Source organism: Alteribacter salitolerans, assembly GCF_016901055.1.
Taxonomy (GTDB): domain Bacteria; phylum Bacillota; class Bacilli; order Bacillales; family Salisediminibacteriaceae; genus Alteribacter; species Alteribacter keqinensis.
In genome coordinates this window covers 156,618-179,398 of record NZ_JAFEUX010000005.1, presented here as the reverse complement: position 1 = coordinate 179,398, position 22,781 = coordinate 156,618, and the positions used below count along the sequence as shown (strand labels likewise).

The 22,781-nt window shown below is 43.9% G+C and carries 24 protein-coding genes; 3 read left to right on the top strand and 21 right to left on the bottom strand.

Annotation, left to right across the window (positions count from 1 at the left end; all coding sequences use genetic code 11):
* Positions 1 to 45: 45 nt before the first annotated feature.
* The 9 genes from JSY36_RS11710 to JSY36_RS11670 all read right to left on the bottom strand — a co-directional run bounded on the left by JSY36_RS11710 (position 46) and on the right by JSY36_RS11670 (position 7,616).
* Positions 46 to 741, bottom strand: a complete 696-nt coding sequence (locus JSY36_RS11710) for a 5'-methylthioadenosine/adenosylhomocysteine nucleosidase (protein WP_205166546.1) — start codon at positions 739 to 741, stop codon at positions 46 to 48.
* A gap of 159 nt (positions 742 to 900) precedes the next feature.
* Entirely contained in the window at positions 901 to 1,671 is a 771-nt protein-coding gene (motS, locus tag JSY36_RS11705; protein ID WP_205166545.1) for a flagellar motor protein MotS, read from the bottom strand.
* Positions 1,658 to 2,473, bottom strand: a complete 816-nt coding sequence (motP, locus tag JSY36_RS11700) for a flagellar motor protein MotP (RefSeq protein ID WP_122898098.1) — start codon at positions 2,471 to 2,473, stop codon at positions 1,658 to 1,660. Before motP ends, motS begins: the two co-directional genes overlap by 14 nt.
* Positions 2,474 to 2,523: 50 nt before the next feature.
* Positions 2,524 to 3,531, bottom strand: coding sequence for a catabolite control protein A (ccpA, locus tag JSY36_RS11695; RefSeq protein WP_122898100.1), 1,008 nt, complete (start codon positions 3,529 to 3,531; stop codon positions 2,524 to 2,526).
* Positions 3,532 to 3,721: 190 nt separating this feature from the next.
* Entirely contained in the window at positions 3,722 to 4,279 is a 558-nt protein-coding gene (locus JSY36_RS11690) for a hypothetical protein (protein ID WP_205166544.1), read from the bottom strand.
* 178 nt (positions 4,280 to 4,457) lie between these two features.
* The gene (locus tag JSY36_RS11685; RefSeq protein ID WP_122898104.1) at positions 4,458 to 5,555 is read right to left on the bottom strand and encodes a bifunctional 3-deoxy-7-phosphoheptulonate synthase/chorismate mutase; all 1,098 of its coding nucleotides are present in this window, start codon (positions 5,553 to 5,555) and stop codon (positions 4,458 to 4,460) included.
* Positions 5,556 to 6,331: 776 nt separating this feature from the next.
* The gene (ytxJ, locus tag JSY36_RS11680) at positions 6,332 to 6,661 is read right to left on the bottom strand and encodes a bacillithiol system redox-active protein YtxJ (RefSeq protein ID WP_205166543.1); all 330 of its coding nucleotides are present in this window, start codon (positions 6,659 to 6,661) and stop codon (positions 6,332 to 6,334) included.
* Between the two features lie 13 nt (positions 6,662 to 6,674).
* Positions 6,675 to 7,142, bottom strand: a complete 468-nt coding sequence (locus JSY36_RS11675) for a YtxH domain-containing protein (RefSeq protein ID WP_205166542.1) — start codon at positions 7,140 to 7,142, stop codon at positions 6,675 to 6,677.
* Between the two features lie 3 nt (positions 7,143 to 7,145).
* Positions 7,146 to 7,616, bottom strand: a complete 471-nt coding sequence (locus tag JSY36_RS11670) for a DUF948 domain-containing protein (RefSeq protein WP_122898111.1) — start codon at positions 7,614 to 7,616, stop codon at positions 7,146 to 7,148.
* A gap of 172 nt (positions 7,617 to 7,788) precedes the next feature.
* Between JSY36_RS11670 and JSY36_RS11665 the strand changes: the two genes are divergently transcribed.
* A complete protein-coding gene (locus JSY36_RS11665) occupies positions 7,789 to 8,904 on the top strand; it encodes an aminopeptidase (RefSeq protein WP_205166541.1) in 1,116 nt (371 codons plus the stop codon).
* A 101-nt stretch (positions 8,905 to 9,005) separates the two neighbouring features.
* Here the strand turns inward: JSY36_RS11665 and murC are convergent, their stop codons facing one another.
* From murC to JSY36_RS11615, 10 genes are all read right to left on the bottom strand, one after another.
* Entirely contained in the window at positions 9,006 to 10,304 is a 1,299-nt protein-coding gene (gene murC, locus JSY36_RS11660) for a UDP-N-acetylmuramate--L-alanine ligase (RefSeq protein WP_122898115.1), read from the bottom strand.
* Between the two features lie 330 nt (positions 10,305 to 10,634).
* Positions 10,635 to 11,312, bottom strand: coding sequence for a hypothetical protein (locus tag JSY36_RS11655; protein WP_205166540.1), 678 nt, complete (start codon positions 11,310 to 11,312; stop codon positions 10,635 to 10,637).
* A gap of 66 nt (positions 11,313 to 11,378) precedes the next feature.
* On the bottom strand, positions 11,379 to 12,485 hold the full coding sequence (locus JSY36_RS11650) for a nicotinate phosphoribosyltransferase (protein WP_205166539.1): 1,107 nt from the start codon (positions 12,483 to 12,485) through the stop codon (positions 11,379 to 11,381).
* A 68-nt stretch (positions 12,486 to 12,553) separates the two neighbouring features.
* Entirely contained in the window at positions 12,554 to 12,742 is a 189-nt protein-coding gene (locus tag JSY36_RS11645) for a hypothetical protein (RefSeq protein WP_122898121.1), read from the bottom strand.
* Between the two features lie 156 nt (positions 12,743 to 12,898).
* Entirely contained in the window at positions 12,899 to 15,688 is a 2,790-nt protein-coding gene (locus tag JSY36_RS11640; RefSeq protein WP_205166538.1) for a DNA translocase FtsK, read from the bottom strand.
* Positions 15,689 to 16,081: 393 nt separating this feature from the next.
* Positions 16,082 to 16,348, bottom strand: coding sequence for a DUF4479 domain-containing protein (locus JSY36_RS11635; RefSeq protein ID WP_122898125.1), 267 nt, complete (start codon positions 16,346 to 16,348; stop codon positions 16,082 to 16,084).
* A 15-nt stretch (positions 16,349 to 16,363) separates the two neighbouring features.
* A complete protein-coding gene (locus JSY36_RS11630; protein WP_205166537.1) occupies positions 16,364 to 17,161 on the bottom strand; it encodes a DUF1444 domain-containing protein in 798 nt (265 codons plus the stop codon).
* 274 nt (positions 17,162 to 17,435) lie between these two features.
* Positions 17,436 to 17,756 (bottom strand): thioredoxin family protein, encoded by a 321-nt coding sequence (locus JSY36_RS11625; RefSeq protein ID WP_205166536.1) that lies wholly within the window; start codon positions 17,754 to 17,756, stop codon positions 17,436 to 17,438.
* An 11-nt stretch (positions 17,757 to 17,767) separates the two neighbouring features.
* On the bottom strand, positions 17,768 to 18,778 hold the full coding sequence (locus JSY36_RS11620; RefSeq protein WP_205166535.1) for a PTS sugar transporter subunit IIC: 1,011 nt from the start codon (positions 18,776 to 18,778) through the stop codon (positions 17,768 to 17,770).
* Positions 18,779 to 18,886: 108 nt separating this feature from the next.
* The gene (locus tag JSY36_RS11615) at positions 18,887 to 19,399 is read right to left on the bottom strand and encodes a hypothetical protein (protein ID WP_122898133.1); all 513 of its coding nucleotides are present in this window, start codon (positions 19,397 to 19,399) and stop codon (positions 18,887 to 18,889) included.
* 172 nt (positions 19,400 to 19,571) lie between these two features.
* On the opposite strand from JSY36_RS11615, the gene JSY36_RS11610 reads away from it, so the two are divergent.
* Positions 19,572 to 20,018 (top strand): YtoQ family protein, encoded by a 447-nt coding sequence (locus JSY36_RS11610; RefSeq protein WP_122898135.1) that lies wholly within the window; start codon positions 19,572 to 19,574, stop codon positions 20,016 to 20,018.
* Between the two features lie 372 nt (positions 20,019 to 20,390).
* Here JSY36_RS11610 and JSY36_RS11605 read toward each other — a convergent pair whose 3' ends face one another.
* Both JSY36_RS11605 and JSY36_RS11600 read right to left on the bottom strand, forming a co-directional pair.
* Positions 20,391 to 20,903 (bottom strand): DUF84 family protein, encoded by a 513-nt coding sequence (locus tag JSY36_RS11605; protein WP_205166534.1) that lies wholly within the window; start codon positions 20,901 to 20,903, stop codon positions 20,391 to 20,393.
* Positions 20,904 to 20,963: 60 nt separating this feature from the next.
* Positions 20,964 to 22,037, bottom strand: a complete 1,074-nt coding sequence (locus JSY36_RS11600) for a M42 family metallopeptidase (RefSeq protein WP_205166533.1) — start codon at positions 22,035 to 22,037, stop codon at positions 20,964 to 20,966.
* A gap of 228 nt (positions 22,038 to 22,265) precedes the next feature.
* Between JSY36_RS11600 and JSY36_RS11595 the strand changes: the two genes are divergently transcribed.
* Positions 22,266 to 22,586 (top strand): PepSY domain-containing protein, encoded by a 321-nt coding sequence (locus JSY36_RS11595; protein WP_122898141.1) that lies wholly within the window; start codon positions 22,266 to 22,268, stop codon positions 22,584 to 22,586.
* Positions 22,587 to 22,781: the final 195 nt, after the last annotated feature.

Genomic DNA, 22,781 nt, shown 5'->3' with positions numbered 1-22,781 from the left:
GTCTTTTCAGGGGTGAACTCTGATAAAGACTCTTTTTTAAGGTGATTACATTCGGCTCAGCATCTGCTCAACGATTTTGGCAGAACGCTCTGCAGATTCTTCCACAAACGTTGTAAAGCTCCCTGCTGCTTCTCCATTCGCTTTGTCGGAAATGGATCGCAGAATAACAAAAGGAACATTATTGACCATAGCTGCATGTCCGACAGCCGCCCCCTCCATCTCTACACAAGTACCTTCAAACATCTCACGCAGTTCATTTACATGATCCCAGTCTGCGATAAACTGATCCCCGCTCAACACGATTCCTTTCATTACTGCTGACTCATTCAGATCTTTAGCAGCTTCATATGCCAGTGAAACAAGCTTTTCATCTGCCGGAAATGTTGAAGGACCATTAAACATCGGTACTTCTCCGCGTTTAAATCCAAGAGGGCTCGCATCGAGATCATGTTCAATACACGCTGTGGATACGACTAAGTCCCCCACTTCCAGTGAAGGGTCAAGAGCACCTGCCACACCTGTAAAAAGTATCGCTTCCACATTGTACAGGTCGATCAGTATTTGTGTTGTTACTGCTGCATTAACTTTTCCTACCCCGCACCTGGTAATAACCACTTCATGCTCGTGCCACGATCCTTTATATAATGTTAAGTGAGCTTTCTTCTCTTCAGTAAAGGAAGTTCCTTGCTTTAAAAAGTATTCAATTTCTTCTTTCATTGCTCCAATAATGCCTACTCTCATGTTGGTTCCCGCCTTTTTCAGAATCTTATCCATGTTCATTGTAAAGAGAATTGCCACTCCTGTCTATTCCTGAAGCAACATCTATCGGAAAAAGACGAAAAAAAGATCCGGGTGAAGGATTTCCCCGGAAATAGTAAAAAAGTGGATGATTATATCAAATTAGAACATGTCTTCAGGATCGTATTCCGGATCGGAAATAACAATCACAACCCGGCGGTTCTGCCTCAGGTTTTCCTCAGTAGAATTAGGGGCTACCGGACGGGTGTCTCCATACCCTACTGCCATAAAACGTTCAGGATTAAGGCTGTTCTCATCAATTAAGTGCCTGATGACACTGGAAGCCCTCGCTCCTGACAGCTCCCAATTGGAAGGGTAGACTGTCGTACTGATGGGGCGGCTGTCTGTATGTCCTTCAACCTTAACAATATTAGGAATTTCATTTAGAAGGGTACCTACCTTGTCCAGAAACGGTCTTGCCCCTTCCAGGACATCAGCCTGGGCAGACCGAAAGAGCGTCTGTTCCTGCAGAACGAGTACAACGCCCCGTTCATCACGTGAGGCCGATATTTCTTCCTTCAACTCATATTCTTCCAAATACTCATTTACTTCCTGAAGGAGTTTATCGAGTTCTTCATTTTCTTCTTCCTCTAAATCAAGCAACGTTTCAAAAGAATCTTCTTCCATTTCAAACGGATCTGCTTTTACCTCTTTTTCTTCAGAAGGATGATCTGCAGGTATAAGCGATGGGAAATTATCAAAAATCGCACGGTCCTGAAAAGATTCTGCCAGAGCCTGAAACTTCTGAGAATCAACTACACTCATTGAAAACAGCAGAATAAAGAAAACGAGGATCAATGTCATCAGGTCAGAGAAGGTGACCATCCACTTTGGGACACCTTTGGAAGAGTTCTGTTTTCTACGCCTGATCATAGGCGGCTTCTCCTTCCCTTGCCTCTGCCTCTTTTTCTTTAATCCTTGCCGGTAGAAACGCACCAAGCTTTTCTTCAAGTACCTTTGGATTCTGGCCTGACTGAACCCCGAGAATGCCTTCAATAATGATCTGTTTGATGAACACTTCTTCTTCTGTTTTATTCTCAAGCTTGTTAGCCATAGGCAGGAACACCAGATTTGCAAGAAGCGTTCCGTATAATGTTGTAAGTAATGCAATAGCCATATTCGGACCAAGTGTTGCAGGGTCATTTAAATTTTGTAACATAAGGACCAGACCGACAAGTGTACCAATCATACCCCAGGCAGGGGCATACTCCCCTGCTTTTTCAATTATGTAGCGACCTTTACGATGCCGTTCCTCCATAGCCACAACTTCAGCCATAAGAATATCCTTAATCGTTTCCTGTTCAATTCCATCCACAGCAAGAAGAACGCCTTTTTCAATAAACGGATCCTCGACTTCTTCAAGCCCCATTTCCAAAGCCAGCAGCCCTTCTCTTCTCGCTTTTGTAGATAGAGACTTAAACGTGGTTATCAGGTTTTGCAAGTCATAATCCTTAGAATGAAAGACTTCTTTAAAGACTTTCGGTAAAAGAGCCAGTTCTTGTTTTGAAAAGTTAATCAAAATTGCTGCTGACAGCCCACCAAGAACAATGACAATCGATGTCCATTGAACGAAAAAGTGGAAGTTGCCAGGGCCGGCATTAAAGAAGATTGCAAACAAAATCATTGTCAGACCGACAAAGATCCCAATCGGTGTAAAGTAATCGAGTTTCTTCATATTTCCTCTCCCCATCTTCTTTACCATCCGATTGGTCTTTGTCTTTTATATCAATCGGACGATTTCGTCGAATCGCGATACTCAATGCGATGCGGCAATAATACAACATCATCATTGACTTCTTCTTTATTCATATATTTAGTCAGCAGCCGCATGGAAACAGCGCCGATATCGTACATAGGCTGAACAACAGATGTTAATGTCGGACGTACCATGGAAGCAAGCCTTGTATTGTCAAAGCCGATTACTTCAAAGTCTTCCGGTACTTTGTACCCTTTGTCCTGCGCACCATGAATAACACCAAGAGCCATTTCGTCAGTAGAAGCGAAAATAGCTGTAGGCTTGTCTTCAAGAGAAGTCAGTGAGTCCATTGCTTCAAGACCTGAATCATATGTGTAATCCCCGATTACAACATAGTCGTCGTTAAGTTCAAGTCCTGCGTCACTCAGAGCACGCTTATACCCGGCAAACTTCTGATAGCCATTGATCGGATCTTCAAGTGTTCCCGATAACATTGCAATTCTTTCATGTCCTTTATCAATGAAGTCTTTGACTGCGTCGTAGACACCTTGCTCGTAGTCGATGTTTACACTTGGGAATTCTCTGTCCTTATCCACTGTCGCTGAAAGGACAACCGGTACAGGAGACTGCTTAAACTGCTGTGCATGTTCCTCTGTAATTTCTCCTCCCATAAAGATCAGTCCGTCCACCTGTTTTTCAAGAAGAGTGTTAACTAGATGAATTTCTTTTTCTTTGTTCTGGTCAGAGTTACAAAGAATAATGTTGTATTTGTACATTGTAGCGATATCTTCAATTCCTCTTGCCAGTTCTGCAAAAAAGATACTTGAAATATCAGGGATGATTACACCCACTGTGGTCGTTTTCTTGCTTGCGAGTCCCCGCGCTACCGCATTTGGACGATAGCCCAACCGCTCAATTGCCTCCAGGACACGCTTTCTTGTGGTAGGTTTCACATTTGGGTTTCCGTTAACGACACGGGAAACCGTTGCCATAGAAACCCCCGCTTCTCTTGCTACGTCATAAATCGTAATATTCATTTATAGTCCTCCTTGCATAAATTACCATATTATGGCTTTCATGTTTTCATAACGTAATGCTATGATACGACACTTTAAGGAGGGGCGCAAATTCTTTATTTATATCGACATTTTGTGCCCCTGTATTGATACAAAACGAAATATTTCTCAGTTATTTTAAATAAATACCCATTATCCATGAAAATAATGTCTAATTGTACTGAATGGTTTTCTGAACGACTTTTGGATTCTCTCCGTCACTTTCTTTCATTACTTTATACTGGAGTCTGTTTGTTCTTCCATTTTGTACTACATCCATCTCCATAACCGTTTGAGTCTTACTGTGCTCAACAATATTTATTGTCAGAGGATCAGCATCAAGAATGGTAGGCCATCTTACACCACGGACAGCTGCAAGGTATTCTCCTTCTCTGCTGCGGCCAAGGTCGGTCATTTTCTCAGATACGGTGTCTGCAAGCTCATCGGATAATACCTGCTGCAGATATTCATCAAGCTCATCTTTCGTCGTGAAGGATTGAAAAACCGTAACCCCTTCTTCGTTCATTTGAGTTTCAGATAATGGCTTGCGAATGTGGGACTCTGCCTCAGAGAGAAAGTTAATGATTTTTCCCTTTTCTTTTTCTGCATCAGCCTGATTTGTAAATCCAGTGTATTCCATTGCACCGTCTTCGCCGGAATTCCCGCATCCTGCCGCAAATCCCGAGAAAAGAGCCAAACAGCAAAACAGCCACATTACTTGCTTCATCATGTCTCACACCCTGTTTTTTCTTAGGTTGACACTTTCTCCATATCCCTATACATTTAAACCGCGGTTTCTCCGCTTCCGGCTCAAGCTGTCGTAAGATAGTAAAAGGTATATAGAGTTGCGGCACAGCAAAAAGCCGCCTCAGTAATCACTACTGAGAGCGGCTGTGTTTCATTGAAGACTAGCCTTTAACGACTTTCTTTTGAGATTTGTAAAGCCCTGACTCTTCAAGCTTCGCCATGAAGTCATTGAACTCATCAATGTCCATTTGCTGGGCAGAGTCTGAAAGAGCAACAGCAGGGTCCGGGTGTACTTCTGCCATAACCCCGTCTGCACCAATGGCAAGAGCTGCTTTAGCCGTTGGAAGCAGTAAGTCTCTGCGGCCTGTTGAATGTGTTACATCCACAAATACCGGTAAATGCGTTTCCTGTTTAAGAATTGGAACAGCTGAAATGTCCAAGGTGTTTCGTGTTGCTTTTTCATAAGTGCGGATACCGCGCTCACAAAGCATTACATTTTTGTTTCCTTTAGACAGGATATACTCTGCTGCGTTCATGAATTCTTCAATTGTTGCAGAGAGTCCGCGCTTTAGAAGGACCGGCGTGTCTACACTTCCTGCAGCTTTTAACAGCTCGAAGTTCTGCATGTTACGGGCACCAATTTGAATGACATCAACATAATTGACTGCCATCGGGATATCACCAGGGTTAACAATTTCACTGATTACAGCAAGTCCGTGCTTGTCTGCTACATCTCTTAAAATCTTAAGTCCTTCTTCACCAAGCCCCTGGAAGTCGTATGGAGATGTTCTTGGCTTAAACGCTCCACCACGCAGGAATTTAACACCTTGATTCTTAAGGGCAGCTGCAACAGCGTCTACCTGCTCGTAGCTTTCAACTGAACATGGTCCGGCGATTAATCGTTGCTGACCATCACCAACGCGCTCTCCGTTAATTTCTACAACTGTGTCATCAGCCTGCTTCTTTCGTGATACAAGCAGTGCTTTTCGATGATCGTCTTCCTGAAGTTCCAGACTTGCTTTAAAGATTTGCTTGAAGATATGTTGAAGGGTCGATGTTTCAAACGGCCCCTGATTGTTTTCTGAAATCATATCCAGCATTTTTCGTTCTCGAACAGGGTCAAAGCGATTTAGACCCTGGGCACTTTTTACCCGCCCAATTTCCTTCGCTAACTTTGCTCTCTCATTTATCAACTTCACTAATTGCAAGTTGACCTCGTCTAATTCTTTTCTCAACTCTTCTAACTGTTCGTTACCCATAGCTGATAACTCCTCTCCTTTGCATCGTGTTGACCTTATTCTTTTCGATTAGGGACTATTATAAACGATACGATTCTTTCTGTCACCCATTTTTTCTTTATAACTTAAACGCTTTTAAGCACTAAAGTAAATGAGCCTTGTCATGATGGGATTTTAGCGTTCAAATTATTTTAAATTTTTTATTTTGTTACTCTATGCTTGCCTGTTTCTTTTCGTGACAGCTACCTATTTTTTGTATGCGATGACGTTTGTTAACAAGAGGTGGCGTAACTTATATAGTTTTCTCCTTTGCGCTTTCGTCATCTTCACATATCCATCAAGATTAAGAAACATCGCTTTTGATATCCTTAAGGCTGTTTTTAACAATACTTGAACCCCTTAGGATTATTTTAGCAACTCCAGGCGGACGCCTTCCGCTGCCTTATTTTACTTACACCAGTGATATTGTCTCTGGTTTGGGTTCTCAGGAGACTTAGATATCGGTAACCCATGAACGTTTCTCCTTTATTAACCATCCTTATTTTGTCTAGGGAATTGTTGCAGACCGAATGTCCGCAGACTCCTGGACTTACGGTTGAAAGATTCTTGCAAGCATATCTGAGGACATTCATGCCGCACCCTGATTCAGTTTTATCATTAAGTATTATTCCTTCCCTTGACGGCCAGGGCATCTCTCCCAAACACGCTTTCAGCCCGTGAGTTCCGCCAAAGACTGGCTTTAATGAACAGTACTATAAAAAAGCCTCCGGAAATGATAACTTCCGGAGGCTTCAACTTTATTGATTTAATGCACGTGCAAGGGTCTCTTTTGTCACATTCCAGTGGGAATCGTGCCATTTGACTTCGCCATCCTGAATAAGGAAAGCCTGAGGAGACTCATGCTTTACATTCAGCCTGTTGGCAATCTCATTGGACAGGGAACGGGCCTCCTGTACATCAAGATAAAACACAGGAACACTCTTCTCCTCTTCACTGAAATTCTCTGTTTCACTGAATGCCTGTGTACTGATCGGACAAGTAGTACTGTTTTTGAGAAAATAAAAATGCTCATTATCTTTGAGGAGCTTTTCCCACTCCTGGACGGTCGAGATCTTTGTCATACTCATAAAATAAACTCCTTTATTTGTTGTCGGATTCTGAATTAATTTTCTGCTTTTCTTTCTCTTCAACTTCACGGACCAGTTCTTCTACGGAGCGCTGAAGCTCTTCTACTTCTTTTTTCACGCTTGCAGCAATCTCTTCACCGGCTCCTTGAAGATCGTTAGTCAGGCTTTCAGCTGACTCGGTTAACTCTTCCACGTCTTTTCTTACTGCACGTGTAAGCTCCTTCACCCGGTCAACAAGTGTATTGGATTGTTCAGATACAGTCTGGGCAAAGTTAGATGTACTCTCTTTTGCCGTACTTGCAAATTCAGTGGTCTTTTCCTTAGCCAGCTTCGCACCTTCATTAATTTCTCCGCGAAGTTCCTTACCGGATTTCGGAGCAAGGAGCAGGGCAGTAGAAGCACCTACAATCCCACCAAGCAGGGTACCGATTAGAAAATCCTTCGTATTCATCTCGCTGCTTTCTTCATTTCGATTTACCATAATCTATTCCTCCCCATGTTTTCTGATAGGTTTTTCAACCGTGTTGGGTTTTACTTCCGTTTCTGCACGCTTTGCTTTCCATTTAGCCCAGACGTCCATGGCTGCATTCGCCCATTTGACCGTCTGTGCAACTTGTTCGGTGTTCTCATTTGCACGCTGACTTACTGCATCAGACATCTTTCTGACGGACTGATTGACTGTTTTAAGTGAATCCCCAAGCTCTTTGGCTGAGTCAAATACACCATTTAAGGAATCAGACTTTCTTTGAATATCATCTGCGAGCAGATTCGTTTTATGTAAAAGTTCCGTTGATTCTTTCGAAATACCATCAATCTGCTTCTCCATTCCTTCAACCGTTACTGACACGCTCTCAAGTGTTTTTGTTACAGCTTTAAGTGTACCAATCACATAGACAACCAGAACAGCAAAGGCGACTGCTGCAATGAGTGCACTTACATATACTAACCATTCCATGTCTATCCACCTCCTGTACGTCTTCAAAGGCACCTGCCCTTGTACAATATTCTACATATTTTGTACTTATTCCTTTAAAAAAAGAAAGATTTCCTCCTGTTACGTTCCCTCCTCTTTTCAGTTAAACTAAAGAAGGACATTCGTCCTTACATAAATGAAGGAGGAGATACTTTTGAGAGATCCCCGTATTCAAACATTAGCCAAAAACCTGATTAATTACTCCGTCAATTTGCAAAAAGGAGAAAATATTTTAATCGAGAACTTCGGAATTCAAAAAGAGTTGGTCAAGGCTCTCGTTGAAGAGGCCTATGCCGCCGGTGGAAATCCGCAGGTTTTACTGAAGGACCATGAAATTAACCGTACCCTTTTTACCGGTGCTTCAAACGAGCAGCAGCAGCTCCAGGCTGAGATCGAAGCGTTTGCAATGGAAAAGATGGACGCGTACATCGGCCTTCGCGCAGGCGACAACATCACAGAATTATCAGATGTTCCTGCAGAAAAAATGAGTCTGCACTCACAGACAGTCGGCACGACGGTTCACCGGCATATCCGGGTACCGAAAACAAAATGGGTTGTCCTTCGTTACCCGACAGCATCAATGGCCCAGCTTGCGAAAATGAGTACAGAGGCATTTGAAAACTTCTACTTTGATGTATGCAACCTTGACTACAGCAAGATGAACGAGGCTATGGACTCCCTGGTGACCCGCATGAACAACACGGATCAGGTACGGATTACAGGTGAAGGGACAGACCTTACTTTCTCCATTAAGGACATCCCAGCCATTAAATGTGCCGGAACAATGAACATTCCTGATGGTGAAGTCTACACATCACCTGTCCGTGATTCCGTTAACGGAACGATCCGTTATAACACGGCTTCCCCATACCAGGGATTCACTTATGAAAACATTGAGCTCATATTTGAAAACGGCAAGGTTGTAAATGCCACAGCAAATGACACAGAAAAGATCAATCAGATTTTTGATACAGATGAAGGGGCCCGCTTTATCGGTGAATTCGCCATCGGTGTTAACCCATTCATTAAGCATCCGATGCAGGACATTCTATTTGATGAAAAAATTGACGGGAGCTTCCATTTCACACCCGGTCAGGCATATGATGATGCCTACAATGGCAACGACTCTGCCATTCATTGGGATATCGTCTACATCCAGCGCCCGGAATACGGCGGCGGTAACATCTACTTTGACGGCGAGCTGATCCGTGAAAATGGCCGCTTTGTTACAGATGATCTTAAATCCCTCAATCCTGAAAATCTGAAGTAATCAATGACAAACTGACTTTAAGGCACCGCGGTGCTTTTCGGTCAGTTTTTTCATGTGAAAAGAAGCGAACCCAATGATTTGAATTCGCTTCTGGATGCTGCTTATTCTGCAAGACTTTCATAGGCATTTTGAAACTTTTGAACGTCCCCTGCTCCCATAAACAGCAGAATGCCGCTTTCGTGCTGAACGAGCTGGTTGACAGATTCCTCATCCACCAGGATGGAGCCGGGAATACGGCTCTGCAGATCCTGAATTGATAAGGCCTGCGCTTTTTCACGGGCAGAAGCAAAGATATCGCATAGATATACTTTGTCTGCTTCTTTCAGGCTTTCTGCAAAATCATCAAGAAACGTCTGTGTCCGCGTAAATGTATGAGGCTGGAAGATCGCAACCACTTCACGGTTCGGATACTTTTGCTTCGTTGCTTCAATCGTAACAGCAATTTCAGTCGGGTGGTGCGCATAGTCATCAATCAGAACCTGATTACCGAATGTTTTTTCACTGAAACGGCGTTTAACACCTGAGAATGTTTTCAGATGCTCCTGAACAATGGACACGTCAATGTTTTCATACTCACATAACGCTATCACACTAAGGGCATTCAGGATATTGTGGTTACCAAATCCCGGGATGGTAAATGAACCGTACGCTGTGTTTCTTACAAACACATCAAAGTGTGTTCCTGTAGAGTCCACAGTAACATTCTTGGCCTGGAAATCATTCTGCTCACCAAATCCGTAATAGACAACCGGGACTTGGGCATTAATCTGCTGAAGATGCTCGTCATCTCCACATGCGATAATGGCCTTCTTTACTTGTTTGGCCATATCCTGAAATGCCGAGAACACATCGGCCACATCTTTGAAATAATCCGGGTGGTCAAAATCCACGTTTGTCATAATAGCATAGTCCGGGTGATAGTGAAGGAAATGCCGTCGGTACTCACAAGCTTCAAACACAAAGTACTCGCTGTCTTCCTCACCTTTCCCTGTTCCGTCCCCGATAAGGTAGGACGTAGGCTTAGCCTGCTGCAACACGTGGGACATTAAGCCTGTAGTCGATGTCTTCCCGTGAGAACCTGTAATGGCAATGCTCGTAAAGCGTTGAATAAACTCGCCTAAAAACGTAGGGTAAGGCTGAACGTCAATCCCTTTGTCTTTCGCCGCCTGAACCTCTTCATGATCTTCACCATAGGCTGCAGAAGCAATAATCGTCTGGCCATCCTGAATGTTTTCCTTATTAAATGAATAAAGAGGAATGCCCTTCTCTTCAAGGGGCTTTTGTGTAAAAAAGACCTTATCTACATCTGAACCTTGTACATCATATTTCATATCACTTAGAATTTGCGCAAGGGCGCTCATCCCTGATCCCTTTATCCCGATAAAATGAAACATTGTCATAATTGGACCTCCAAAATTGAGTAATCACATAAATGGTGCCCGAATGCGTCTAAGCCGTTACCATAAGTATATGCCTACAGCCTGATTTCGGGAATACCTTCTAAAATACTAACCCATTATAGCAGATTAAGAAAGCTTCAACCATCACTCCACTTTCATGCATCTAAAGTTACAAGCCGGTTAGTACTCTTGTCCCATCGATTTGCAAAAGCTGCAAAGAGCTTTTGGTCTGTTTGTATACTAGTGTAACCTTTTCCATTTTTATTCAATCTGAAACCTCTATCTGAAGGCACTGGAAAAAGTTCGTTCTTTAACTTTTTCCAGTGCCTTCTATCTGTGTGTGGCATACCTCATAAAATCGATCCCGTACTCTTTCAAAAACCGTTTCACCCTGACATTCTCCACTTCTTTGCCCGTCGAGTCAATGGCATCATTCACCTGTGCTTCCACACGTTTCACATCACTGTCATCTATAACAAATACAGGACCGATTATTTTATGGCTGAAACCCGCCGGTACGATACGCATAAAGGCAAAATCGCCTTTTGAAACCTCAGCTGTTATTAAAAACGATTCTACTTCTTCGATGTCCCCAGTTAATTTCCGTTCGACCGTTAACCGCTCTCTCGTTTCTTTGAGTACTTTAACAGGCTCGAGCGTCATTAGCATTAAATGTCCGCACAAATCCAGCATCGGCTTTGAGAGTTCGTTTTTATAATCGCGGACAAACAGATCAAAAATCCGTGAACCGATTACCGTCACATAATCAAACACAAACCAGTGCTCAAAATGAAGCTGCAGGGACTGATCAAATGCCTGATTCCGTGGAAAATCAATCTTATGGGAAAACAGATGCTTCGCCCTGACTTTTTCTCTTAAGTTCGCCTGTTTTTCCACATATGTAAACAAAAGCCCGTAGACATCCATCAAGGCCTGATCACTCTTTCGCTGTTTTTCCTTTTTAAGCTCATTAAAATCTACTATGAAAGAGGTGCGTTTTTGATCCATACAGGCACTTCCTCTCCATGCGAAATGAAAAGGCTGCGACAGAATAACTGGCGCAACCCGGGGCGTTTACTCATTTAAATTAATCGGTTCCAGCCGTGGGTTCGGGCGGTACTTCCTTCCGAGCTTTGCCTGGTGCTCTCCGTCAAGCAAAACATTATCCCCGGTAAATGGAACATTCAGTTTTAGCAGGCTGCTGCCCACTCCGTAAATATCCACAGGCGCATGGATCTCTTCGTATCTGGATATCCGTTCTGCATCAAACCCGCCGGATGCTACAATTTTAACATGGGTATACCCTTCTTCATCCAGTGCCTCCCTGAGAGCAAACAACAGTTTAGGGTTTACCCCGCGGGGATCGAATGTCCCAAGGAGTTCAGGATTCCTTGAGAAATACTTATCAACAAGTGTATTGGACGTATCTACCCTTACCCCTTTGAGCTTGTCTCCAAACTCTCTCGCTACTTTAAGTGAGTCCGTAATCACATCGTTGTTGTAATCCACAAGAGCCATGAGATCATCTTCAGGGTAGGTCTCATGGTAAGCACGGCAGGCTTCTACAAGATCTCCTTTAAATAACTGAATGAGGGCATGAGGCATTGTCCCCATTCCTTTTTTTCCCCACCATTCATTCATGGCGTGTGTGGCCTGGGCTCTTGACCCGCCTATGTATGCTGCATAACCGTCTCCGGCCTGTTGGGTATAGTGATCATCACGGTCGCCCATAAAAATCACTGGCTTGTCTACTCCTCCGGATCGTGCTGCTTTCACCACTTCATAAACATTGGTTGCAACAGACGTTCTCCGTGCAAGAATTCCGTCAATGACACCTTCAAGGTAACCGAAGTTCTGGTAAGGCCCTTTAATGGTCATGACCGTTTCAAACGGCTCTATTTTGTCTCCGTCTTCGAGGGAGTGGATCTCCAGCTCTTCAGGATTTTCAGCAAATGTTTTAAGCAGGGCAATGACTTCATCCGTCCCGCAGAGAACGGCATTTTTTTTCTGGAAAAACTGCATAAGAACTTCGTTACCCGGATGATACTTCTCGGCAATTTCTTTTGTTTTCAAGAAATAAACAGCAGAGAACCAGCCTTCTCCAATCCGCTCATCAAATTTAAATGTAGTGTTTGTCAATCGTTTAATTTCGCCGTTAAGCTTCAAAGAAATTTCCTTCATCTGACTGCTCCTCATTTTAAAAAAAGAGGGAATCTGCGCCGGTTTGCCCCGGCGCAAGTTCAATCCTCTTAGTGGTATATTGCATGCTGCCTTTTTTCATTAATGACAGCTTCTACAATTTCGATCAAATCCTCTTCACTTACGCAACTGATGCCGTCACGGATGACGACCAGCTGTAGTTGCTCTTCTTCCTTTAACATGCGAAGCCAATGCGGTGAAACAAATTGAACTAGGTTAACCAATGGAAGGTGCTCCATGTCGATCCCTCCTGTGACTAGTTTTTTGTTACCTTTGCTTGTTCTTCATGCTACGGAACGTGCAGATTCACTTGTGCGTAAAGAGGATTTAATGGAACGGTAAGCTCCATTTACTAGCTATTGTATATAAAAAGAGTAAAAGAGTGTAGTCTTAGTTTACCCTTTTTCTACAAAATTTTCATCCAGCTCTTCATGAGTCAGGTATACATCGCGGGGCTTACTGCCTTTTGATGGTGAAATAATTCCCCGCTCTTCAAGCATATCAATCAGCCGTGCTGCCCGGTTGAATCCCATTCTGAAGCGGCGCTGAAGGAGTGAAGAAGATGCTGCCTGCTGATCGATAATAAACCGGCACACCTCTTCAAACATCGGATCATCAGCATCATGGGCCTCCTGTGCCTGAAGTTCTTCTCTTTCAAATAAGAAACGTGGCGGACCACTTTTCTTCACATGCTCTGTTACACGCTCAATCTCATCGTCCGATACAAAGGCTCCCTGGAGACGAACGGATTTGGATTCACCGTTCCCTAAGAATAGCATATCTCCTCTTCCAAGTAACTTTTCGGCTCCTGAGGCATCCAGTATTGTTCTTGAATCAGTCTGTGCGGATACAGAGAACGCAATTCTTGTCGGGATGTTGGCTTTAATAAGACCCGTGATTACATCTACAGAAGGACGCTGGGTAGCCACAAGAAGGTGAATACCGCAGGCTCTTGCTTTTTGGGCAATCCGGCAGATTGCTTCTTCCACATCCTGCGGGGAAACCATCATCAGGTCAGCCAGCTCATCTACTACAACGACGAGGTAAGGAAAAACCTGACCTTCTTTCCCCTGTTCCCTCATTTTTTTATTATAGCGCGTTAAATCCCGTGAGCCTGTTTCTGCAAAGCGCTCATAGCGGCGCTCCATTTCTTCTACCGCCCATTTCAGGGCCTGTGTCGCTTCCTTCGAATCCGTTATTACCGGAGCAGCAAGATGAGGAATACCGTTATAAGGAGCGAGCTCCACCATTTTCGGATCGATCAGCAAAAAGCGTACTTCTTTAGGGGACGCTTTGTACAACAGGCTGAGAAGTATGGCATTTACACACACACTTTTACCGGAACCAGTAGCACCCGCGATAAGCCCGTGCGGCATTTTCTGCAGATCTGTTACGATCGGCTGCCCGGCGATGTCGACACCGAGAGCCGCAGTTAAAGGGGACTCACTTTGAATATACGAACGACTTTTCAAAATATCACGTAAAAATACCGGATCGGACTTTCGGTTCGGCACTTCTATGCCGATTGTGTTCTTCCCGGGTATCGGTGCTTCCATACGTATATCCTTTGCTGCCAGGCTTAATTTAATGTCATCCTGGAGGTTTGTAATTTTACTTACTTTCACGCCAGGCTCAGGATGGACTTCAAAACGGGTGACGGAAGGTCCCCGTGTAACATTTACAACTTTGGCACGGACATTGAAATATTCAAGCGTCTGGTTAAGAAGGGTGGACTGTGCCGTGAGTTCCTGGTCGTCCTCTTCACTCCGTTTAGGAGGTACTTCAAGAAGATGAAGCTCAGGAAGTCCGCCCTTGCCTCGATTCTGCTTCTCTTTTCGCTCGTGCTTCACTCTGTCACGTTGAAACATAAGAACATTAAATGGAACTTGAGAAGGCTGGTTAGTCCGTTGTTCTTTTCTGGCCGGCTTTTCTGCAACTGCGCGCTGTGTTTGTGGAGCCTGCTCTATAGGCTTCTGTTCTATCACTTCAACTGAAGCAGCTGCCTCTGACGTGTAATCATCCGTTGTTTCCCGGCTGAAATCGTCTGAAGAAGGAAGGTCGGTATTCTCCATGGGCTCTTCATGTATGTCTTCATCCTCATCCAGCACGGGTTGATTATCCGCTTCAGCCTGAACGGCTCTTGCTGAAGAAGAAGGGGCCGAAAAGTCCTTATCTTCATTAACTGTGACGGGCGTCTCTACCCTCATGTCCCGCTCTTCTGATTGATCATGACCGATGTCCTCTGAAGGGGTGGTGAAGGTACCTTCGTGGATGTCTTCTTCCGGTTTTTCAGCGACTTCTTCTGTTATCAGGCGGGAAGTGTCCTGTTCTGCTGATTCCGGCTCTTCACCTGAATGACTTGCGGTCATTTTATCTTCATATACTTCATCATTTTCCTCAGTTGCTCCAGGTTGTTTTAACGAGGGCTCTTCAATGATCTCTTCTTCTGACTCAAGTGAATTTGTTCCCCTTGGGCCCGGCTCTTCTGAGTCAATAATTTCTGCTTGTTCTGCTTCTGTAAGAACATTAGAAATCGTTTCATGATCAAGGCCGGTTTCCTTTTCCATTTCTTCAATGCTCTCTTTTCTCGTGTCCTTTGGCTCAAGGCCTTCCAGACGCAAAAACTCATTTAACACATCTTCACGATACTTTTGAAGTGTTTCTTCCTCCCGCTCTCCAAAACCGAATATTGGAGAGGGAATCTGTCTTACCGAGAAGTCCCGGCCGCCAAACTTTGTTTTTCCTTCCGGCGTTTTTGAATGGTTTGAAATTGTTCCCTGAAACAACTTTTTGCTTTTTGCGTCCGGTTCGGGCTGTTGTATTTTTTGTTCCCGCTTAACCGGTTTTTTCCCGGTACTTTTCGTTTGTTGATTTTCCTCATGACTTACGCGCCGGCTTTTTGTTGAGGGCCTTTTCTTTTCTGACTGATCGTTATGTACATCTTTCCCGAGAGGTTCATCATCTTTTACTACAGGGAACCGGAATGCTCCGGTCTTAGGATACTGGTGTATTATTTTAGCTTCTTCCCCTTTATTCAAGGGGAGTGAATTTGTATTTTTCCTGAACGACGGCTTTGAACTTTTCCCTTTCGGCTCAGAAGTTGTCTTCTTCGGCTCAATTCCTTCATCATCTACTGAAAAGAGTCCTTTCACTTCGCCGATCCACTTTTGGAAATTAAATCCCATTCTAATCACACCTTTTCAATCTATGTCTGAGTCGTGTATGTCTAAGAAGCAGATAAAGGCTTCACCCCAATTTCATAAGGTAATCTCATTCTAACAGAAAAGCACTCATACCGGAGTCCTAATCCATGAAAGAGTATGTAATATCCACTTACCTGATCATGGATTGGCTTTGGCGTCGTAATCGTTCCGCGCGGCGTTTGTTTATTGCGGATTTGTGTGAATTTCTGCGTAAAAGATATGCCGGTTTTATATTAAGATATCACGGCTGAATGTTAAGATAACCAGATCCGCATCCGTAAAATTGGAAAATGAGCTTTCAGACTGTCATAAACGAATCATTACCAGCCAGCAAAACCAAAACCGGCATCGCTGGATGCCGGTTTTTACGCTGCTCTATATTCTTTCGTCAACCTTGTTTTGTTTAAGTGCAAGGTTCACCGCCTCTTTTATCTCGTCTGTAAAGGTAACTTCTCCTTTACCTGAAATTTCACCGTAACTTGAGAAGTCAAACACATTGTAGCCTGTTACTTCTTTTGAGTCTTTATCGTAAAAGCAAGTCACTCCGTTTATCCGTTTCCATGTCTCATTCTGTTTCTCTGTTTCTTTAAGCTTCAGAATCAGAATGTCACCGATTCCATCGAGATTATAATAGGCTTTCATATGTGCTTCCCTCCACTACTCTTTTGGCTTACGCTGGGCCAGAATGAAAATAGGCTCCAGCTCGCCGTTTTCATACATAAATGGAAGTGCTGTAATCGGTGATGTGCCTTTGGCGTAAAAAGAAAAAGCCATTTGGGCAAGGACATCATACCCTCGTTCATTCTGGATATCCCCGAATACGAGAACGTCCTGATGAGGAATCGATACAGTCAGCTGTCCTTTTGCTTTCTTGTCCATTTCTTTTAATAACGCCTCGTTTAAGATTCTGCTGGCATCATACCCGTCGTTCGTATTTACAAAATAAAATGTGTTGCCTGCCACAGTATCGGATTTCATCGGTGCTTTAAGGGAACGCAGATTGAAAAGGGCTGCCTCTTCTACTTCTTTTTGCGTGAGCTGTTCCTGAGCAAGGTGATCTTCATTTAGAAGTACATATGTTTTTCCCAGGTCAAAGGCATAGTAAACACGGGATTCAGCTGTGTGCTCCGACGACAAAAGCTTTACACCTTCAGAGCTTTCCTCTGGAAAGGATGTAGAACGAATCACCGGAAAGATCTGATTCTCTTTGCCTTTAACACCAATGGAGGTACTCATGGCGTTTACACCTTCACGGATATAATGAAGCACTTCATCGAGTGCTTTTTTCTCGTCTTTTTTAAATTTATCAGCTAAAGGATTCAAGGAGACCGTAATCCCTTTTTTCGTTTCTTTATCTGCCACTCTGTATGCTTCGTTATCTCGATCATAGGACGTAATAAATGGATCGTCCTTTAAATTTTCGTCGAGCAGTCGTTTAATTGCTAAAGGTTTCATAATATCCTCCTGTATTCACGGGACTATAACGTATTTTAACACGCGGGACCGGAGATAAAAAGCAATCGGAACTGCTTTAAACAGGGCAGGTACTTCTTTCTCACCAACCTGTTTTTGAATATAAGAGGCTGGGACAGAAGTGTTTTAGTCAACGGGAATCCGAACGCATCATATGCGGTGTAATTAAATCGCTCCTTAAATATACTTCGCTATGTTAGCGCATTGTTCGGATTCTCAGCTAAACCCTTTTTTTATGTCCCAGCCTGGCTTCGCTTTACTTTTCCATTGCTTCTTCAATAAACCGCTCGATTTCCTCACGTGTTTTACGGTCTTTACTTACAAACCGGTCTGCTTCCCGGCCGTTTTTAAATAAGAGAAAGCTCGGGATACCGAAAATTTCAAGTTCCTGGCACTGCTCGATAAACGTATCCCTGTCCATTTTATAAAAAGACAGATCGGAGAACTTTTCCTCAATCGCCGGCAGTTCAGGCTCGATTACAACACAGTCCGGGCACCAGCCTGCCGTAAACATAATCACTGCCCCGTCTTCTTCCTTTACTTGTTCAAATTGGTCAACCGTCTGAATGGAAATCATATAAATTCCTCCTAGGATTGGTTAATTTTCATATCTCCGAATTGGATAACGCCTCGGTTCCTCAGATACTCCGATAATAAAATACTTATAACAGCAGGTCCAGCAATGTGCAGGAGAACAACCATAAGAGCAACCTCAGCTGTAAATCCCATCGTATTAAATGCCATGATCTGTCCTACAAAACCGCTTGTGCCCATGCCGGCACCTTCTTTGGAATTTTCCATCTGGAACACAACGGTCGACAACGGACCGAGAATGGCCGCGGTCATGGTAGGAGGCAGCAGAATCCACGGATTTTTCACCACATTGGCAATCTGGAGCATCGATGTCCCTATGCCGAGAGCTACAAGGCCCGACCATTTATTTTCTCTGTAGCTGCTCACGGCAAAGCCAACCATCTGGGCCGCACAACCGACAGCTGCTGCACCGGCGGCAATTCCTTCAAGACCGAGCATGATAGCGATAGCGGCACTGGATATGGGGGCTGTTAAAGCAAGGCCCATTAAAACAGCCACAAGAATCCCCATTAAAAACGGCTGCTGTTCAGTCGCCCACATGACGAGCTGTCCGAACTGCCCCATGCCTGTCTGGATGCCTGGACCGATAAAGGTGGCAGCCCCCACACCGGTCAAAATGGTCACAAAGGGAGTCACAATAATATCGATCTTCGTTTCTTCAGATACAAGCTTGCCGAATTCGGTAGAGATCAATGCGGCAGCAAAAGCACCCGCCGGGCCCCCAAGCTCTGCTCCGGCAGCACCGGATATTACCGCCGCAAACAATACGAGTCTCGGCGCTTTTAATCCATAGGCCACTGCTACCCCGATGGCCGGTCCCATCAGACCCATAGCGGTTGTACCCACAGACTCAAGCCAGGAAATATGCAGCTGAATCCCTGCCGTCTGGATGATCAATCCAATAATCAAAGATGAAAACAACCCAAGAGCCATATAGCTGAGGGCATCAATAATGTATCGCTGGAAAGAAGGCTCAACGCCTTTTTTCCTCAAAAAGTCCCGCATAGTCTGTCACCTTTCTTACTTTTATGTAGATGTATCTGCTGAACAACCGGGCTGGTTCTTGATGGATAAAAAAAAGAATAAGAGGCACCCCCTTATTCTATCGAATTCCTATTTAGTTTGCACAGATTGTACCATTTCAAATAATAATTCTGCATCCTCATTTACATCTCCGAGGGTGCTGATCGCAGTCCCTTTTACACCATTATATCCGGCGATAACCTGATATTCCACTTCATCCATTTCCTGAATGATTAGATAGCCGCGGTTGCCGTTTTCATGATGCAATTGCACATAGTCAGGCTCCCCTTGAATGCGCTGGGCTTCGAGGAGTTCTTCTTCATTTTCAAACTCGCCAGCATCACCGGAAAAAATTAAATAGGTTGTATCATCGTCACTCAGAACAAGATTGTACAGGTCTTCATCTTCAACTGAAAGATGGCCTGGTTTATATATAGATAAATAGTCGTTTTCGTAATTGGTTTCCCCAGGGTCTGCTTTCATTTTAGCTTCAAATGTATCATCTGCGCTGGTCATTACTGCTTCTTCAGAAACAGAACAAGCAGCAAAGGCAAACAGTAAAGACGCTGCCACAAGCAACCCTGGTCCCTTTTTTAAAAGCACAACATTGTACCTCCCACTTTAGATTCATTTTATATGATATACCTAACAAAAAACAGCTGACAACCCTTTTTCGACAATTTGTGCAGTAGAAAGGTTTTCCTTATCCTTTGGCATAATGCTTGTAAGCGGTTAAAATGAGGGTGTTGATTAACTTATCAGAGGAGTGACTGTGATGGAATTAACCGTTTATCTGGCAGGACAAATTCATGACAACTGGCGTGAGGAAGTAAAGAGCAAAGCAAAAGACCTTCAGCTTCCATTAAACTTTGTCGGACCGATGGAAAACCACTCAAGGTCTGATGATATCGGTGAAGAAATTCTCGGGGAGCAGCCTGATGCGATTTACAAGGACGATCGGGCTTCAGACTTCAACAACCTGCGTACCCAGGTCCTCATGGGAAAATCAGATATTGTTATTGCCCTTTTCGGTGAAAAGTACAAGCAGTGGAACAGCGCAATGGATGCATCTGCAGCCATCGCTCAAAACAAACCGCTTATAATCGTTCGTCCAAAGGACCTGCACCACCCGTTAAAAGAACTCTCAAACAAAGCGAACGTGACTGTCGAAAACGTCGATCAGGCACTTCAGGCGATTCAGTACATTTTTGACACGGAATAAATGAAAAAGTCATGAGGTTCGTTGTGAGCCTCATGACTTTTTATGGTGGGTGGAAATGAAATGTAAGCAGATCTGGCATTCTTAAAATAAATAGAGTACTGTCAATAAATTCGGGGAAAAAATACGGATTTATGAACTAAGGAGCAGGTATACTATCAAAAACCAGCTTAATTGTGTCGATAATGTAATTTATCCTGTCAAAAAAGCAAGTAATTCTATCGAAAATCCAATTTTTTCTTCCAAAAGAAAAAAGTGAATGCCGGTGAGAAGAAACACTATTAATAATGAGTTTATTTCTGAGGAAAGATTTGTGAAATCATAATATCACACCAGATATATTAATAAAAACACCTCATACCTTTACACAGGTCCTCAAACAGACGCTTCGTCATAAAGATACTGTCCGTAAAGAAGCTTCACCACATGACTGAACATCTCCGACCGGGAAACCATCCCCCTGGTCAGAATTCCTATCGTTCCGTCCCCTTTTCTCACGTCCGTCTGATTGGAGTACTCGTCGATGACCTTCCCGAGTTCTTCACCGCTGCGGACTTTAGCCGCGATTTCTTCAGGAAGCGGGATACGTGCACCACCGGCTACATATATCGCTCCTGACCTTGCAGCCAGGGATCCCCAGTTACACAGCAGCATTTCTTCTTCCGTATCAATAACGCCGCCTTCAAGGCCGATTCCAATCTCAGCTCCCTTTTCAACTAAATACCTCGCTCTGTTTATGGCACCGGTCCTTGTCTCTTCATCTGAAACAGGCTGGTCTGAAACGGCAGACGGTGCTTCTTTGCCCGTAACTGCAAAGTCGTCCTTAAAAACTTCTCTAACTGCATTGATTTTGGCCGGATTTTTTGATCCGACAACCACTGTGTGCATAACGATGCCTCCATAAAGAGAAGCTGTCTCTTTTTTAAGAGACAGCTCTCACAATTTGTTTTATGAATTGGAACGAATGGATTCCACTGTTGTGCGATCCATTTTTCTTGCAAGGGTTGTAATCAGCTCTTTTGCCGCTGCGTAATCGTCCACGTGTACGATGGAAGAAGACGTGTGGATGTAGCGGGAGCAGATGCCGATAACCGCAGATGGCACACCGCTTCCTGATGTGTGAACGCGCCCGGCATCGGTTCCTCCTTGGGAAATAAAGAACTGATAAGGAATGTTGTTGGATTCTGCAGTGTCCAGGATAAACTCTCTCATCCCGCGGTGAGTGATCATCGTACGGTCAAAAATACGAAGAAGGGCTCCTTTTCCAAGGTGGCCGAATGCGTCTTTTTCTCCGGAAGCATCGTTTGCAGGACTAGCATCCATTGCGAAGAAAATGTCCGGTTCGATCATGTTCGCAGCTACCTGGGCACCGCGAAGTCCCACTTCTTCCTGCACCGTTGCCCCTGAATAAAGGATATTCGGGGTCTTTTCATCTTTAAGCTCTTTTAAGAGCTCAATGGCAAGACCGCAACCGTAACGGTTATCCCATGCTTTCGTAAGGATTTTTTTCTCGTTTGCCATTCGTTCCATCGGACATACCGGCACGATCTGCTGCCCGGGCTTGATCCCGATTCGCTCAGCATCCGCACGGTCATCGGCTCCGATATCAATGTACATATGCTTAATATCCATCGGCTTTTTACGCTTCGCTTCATCAAGAAGGTGTGGAGGAATTGATCCTACAACCCCTGTTACAGGACCGTTTTCTGTAATAATGTGCAGGCGCTGGGCCAGAAGTACCTGGCTCCACCAGCCTCCAAGGGTCTGGAAGCGGATAAGACCTTTGTCTGTGATCTGGGTAACCATAAAACCGACTTCATCCATGTGGCCTGCGACCATCACTTTAGGCCCGTTTTCGTCCCCTTTTTTTACTCCGAAAACTCCGCCGAGCCCGTCCTGAATAACTTCATCACTGTACTTTTCAAGCTCGCTCTTCATATACTTACGAACCTGATGTTCAAATCCAGGTGCCCCTGGAAGTTGCGTAAGTGTTTCAAACATTTGATACGTTTCCTGATTCATAATTATCCCCTTTCAGGTTTCACTCTTATGTACTATCTTCTAGTTTACCGAAATCGTTAAAATGTTTCCACTTTTTCGCCGGACGAAAGAATTATAAAGAAATTTGCTCCTCTTTCCCTTTCATCATTTGGCATTTTTTTCTCCATTCGCTATACTAAGTTCAGGCACACAATTTGGTTATGAATACACACGTTAAAAATACTATTCCCATTTAGGATGGTGAGTGAAATGAGTTGGAAGCGTTTCATTGCAGGTGTAGGAGTCGGCGTCGCAGTAGCGTGGTTTGCCAAAGACCAGCTGGAACAGACAAGCTGCAACCTGTCACCTGAACGAGCACTGAAATTAGTTAAACGGAAAATGAAAGATTTCGGAACTATTGACGGATCATGGATTCACATGATGGCAGAAGAGTTCCACAATGATAACCTTACGTATTCTGTCTACCGGGGCGGCGTTTCATGTACAATCGACGGCCACCTTCATGCTTTTGAATTTCTTGTTGATGCATCAACCGGTACGATTTTAAAACTGAAAAGACAGGATGACTGAGCCTCCTGATGAAGAAGAAGATCCCGTGCAAAAACGGGGTCTTTTTTGTATTTTACAAAAAATAGGACAAAATACCTTATTAAATTATCTGATTATTCATAATATTAGTTCTTCAGACACAAGGAGCAATTCACTTTTAAGAAGAAAGTATTATAGGTAAATGATTATTTCCTATATTTTGCGGAAGGAGGATAT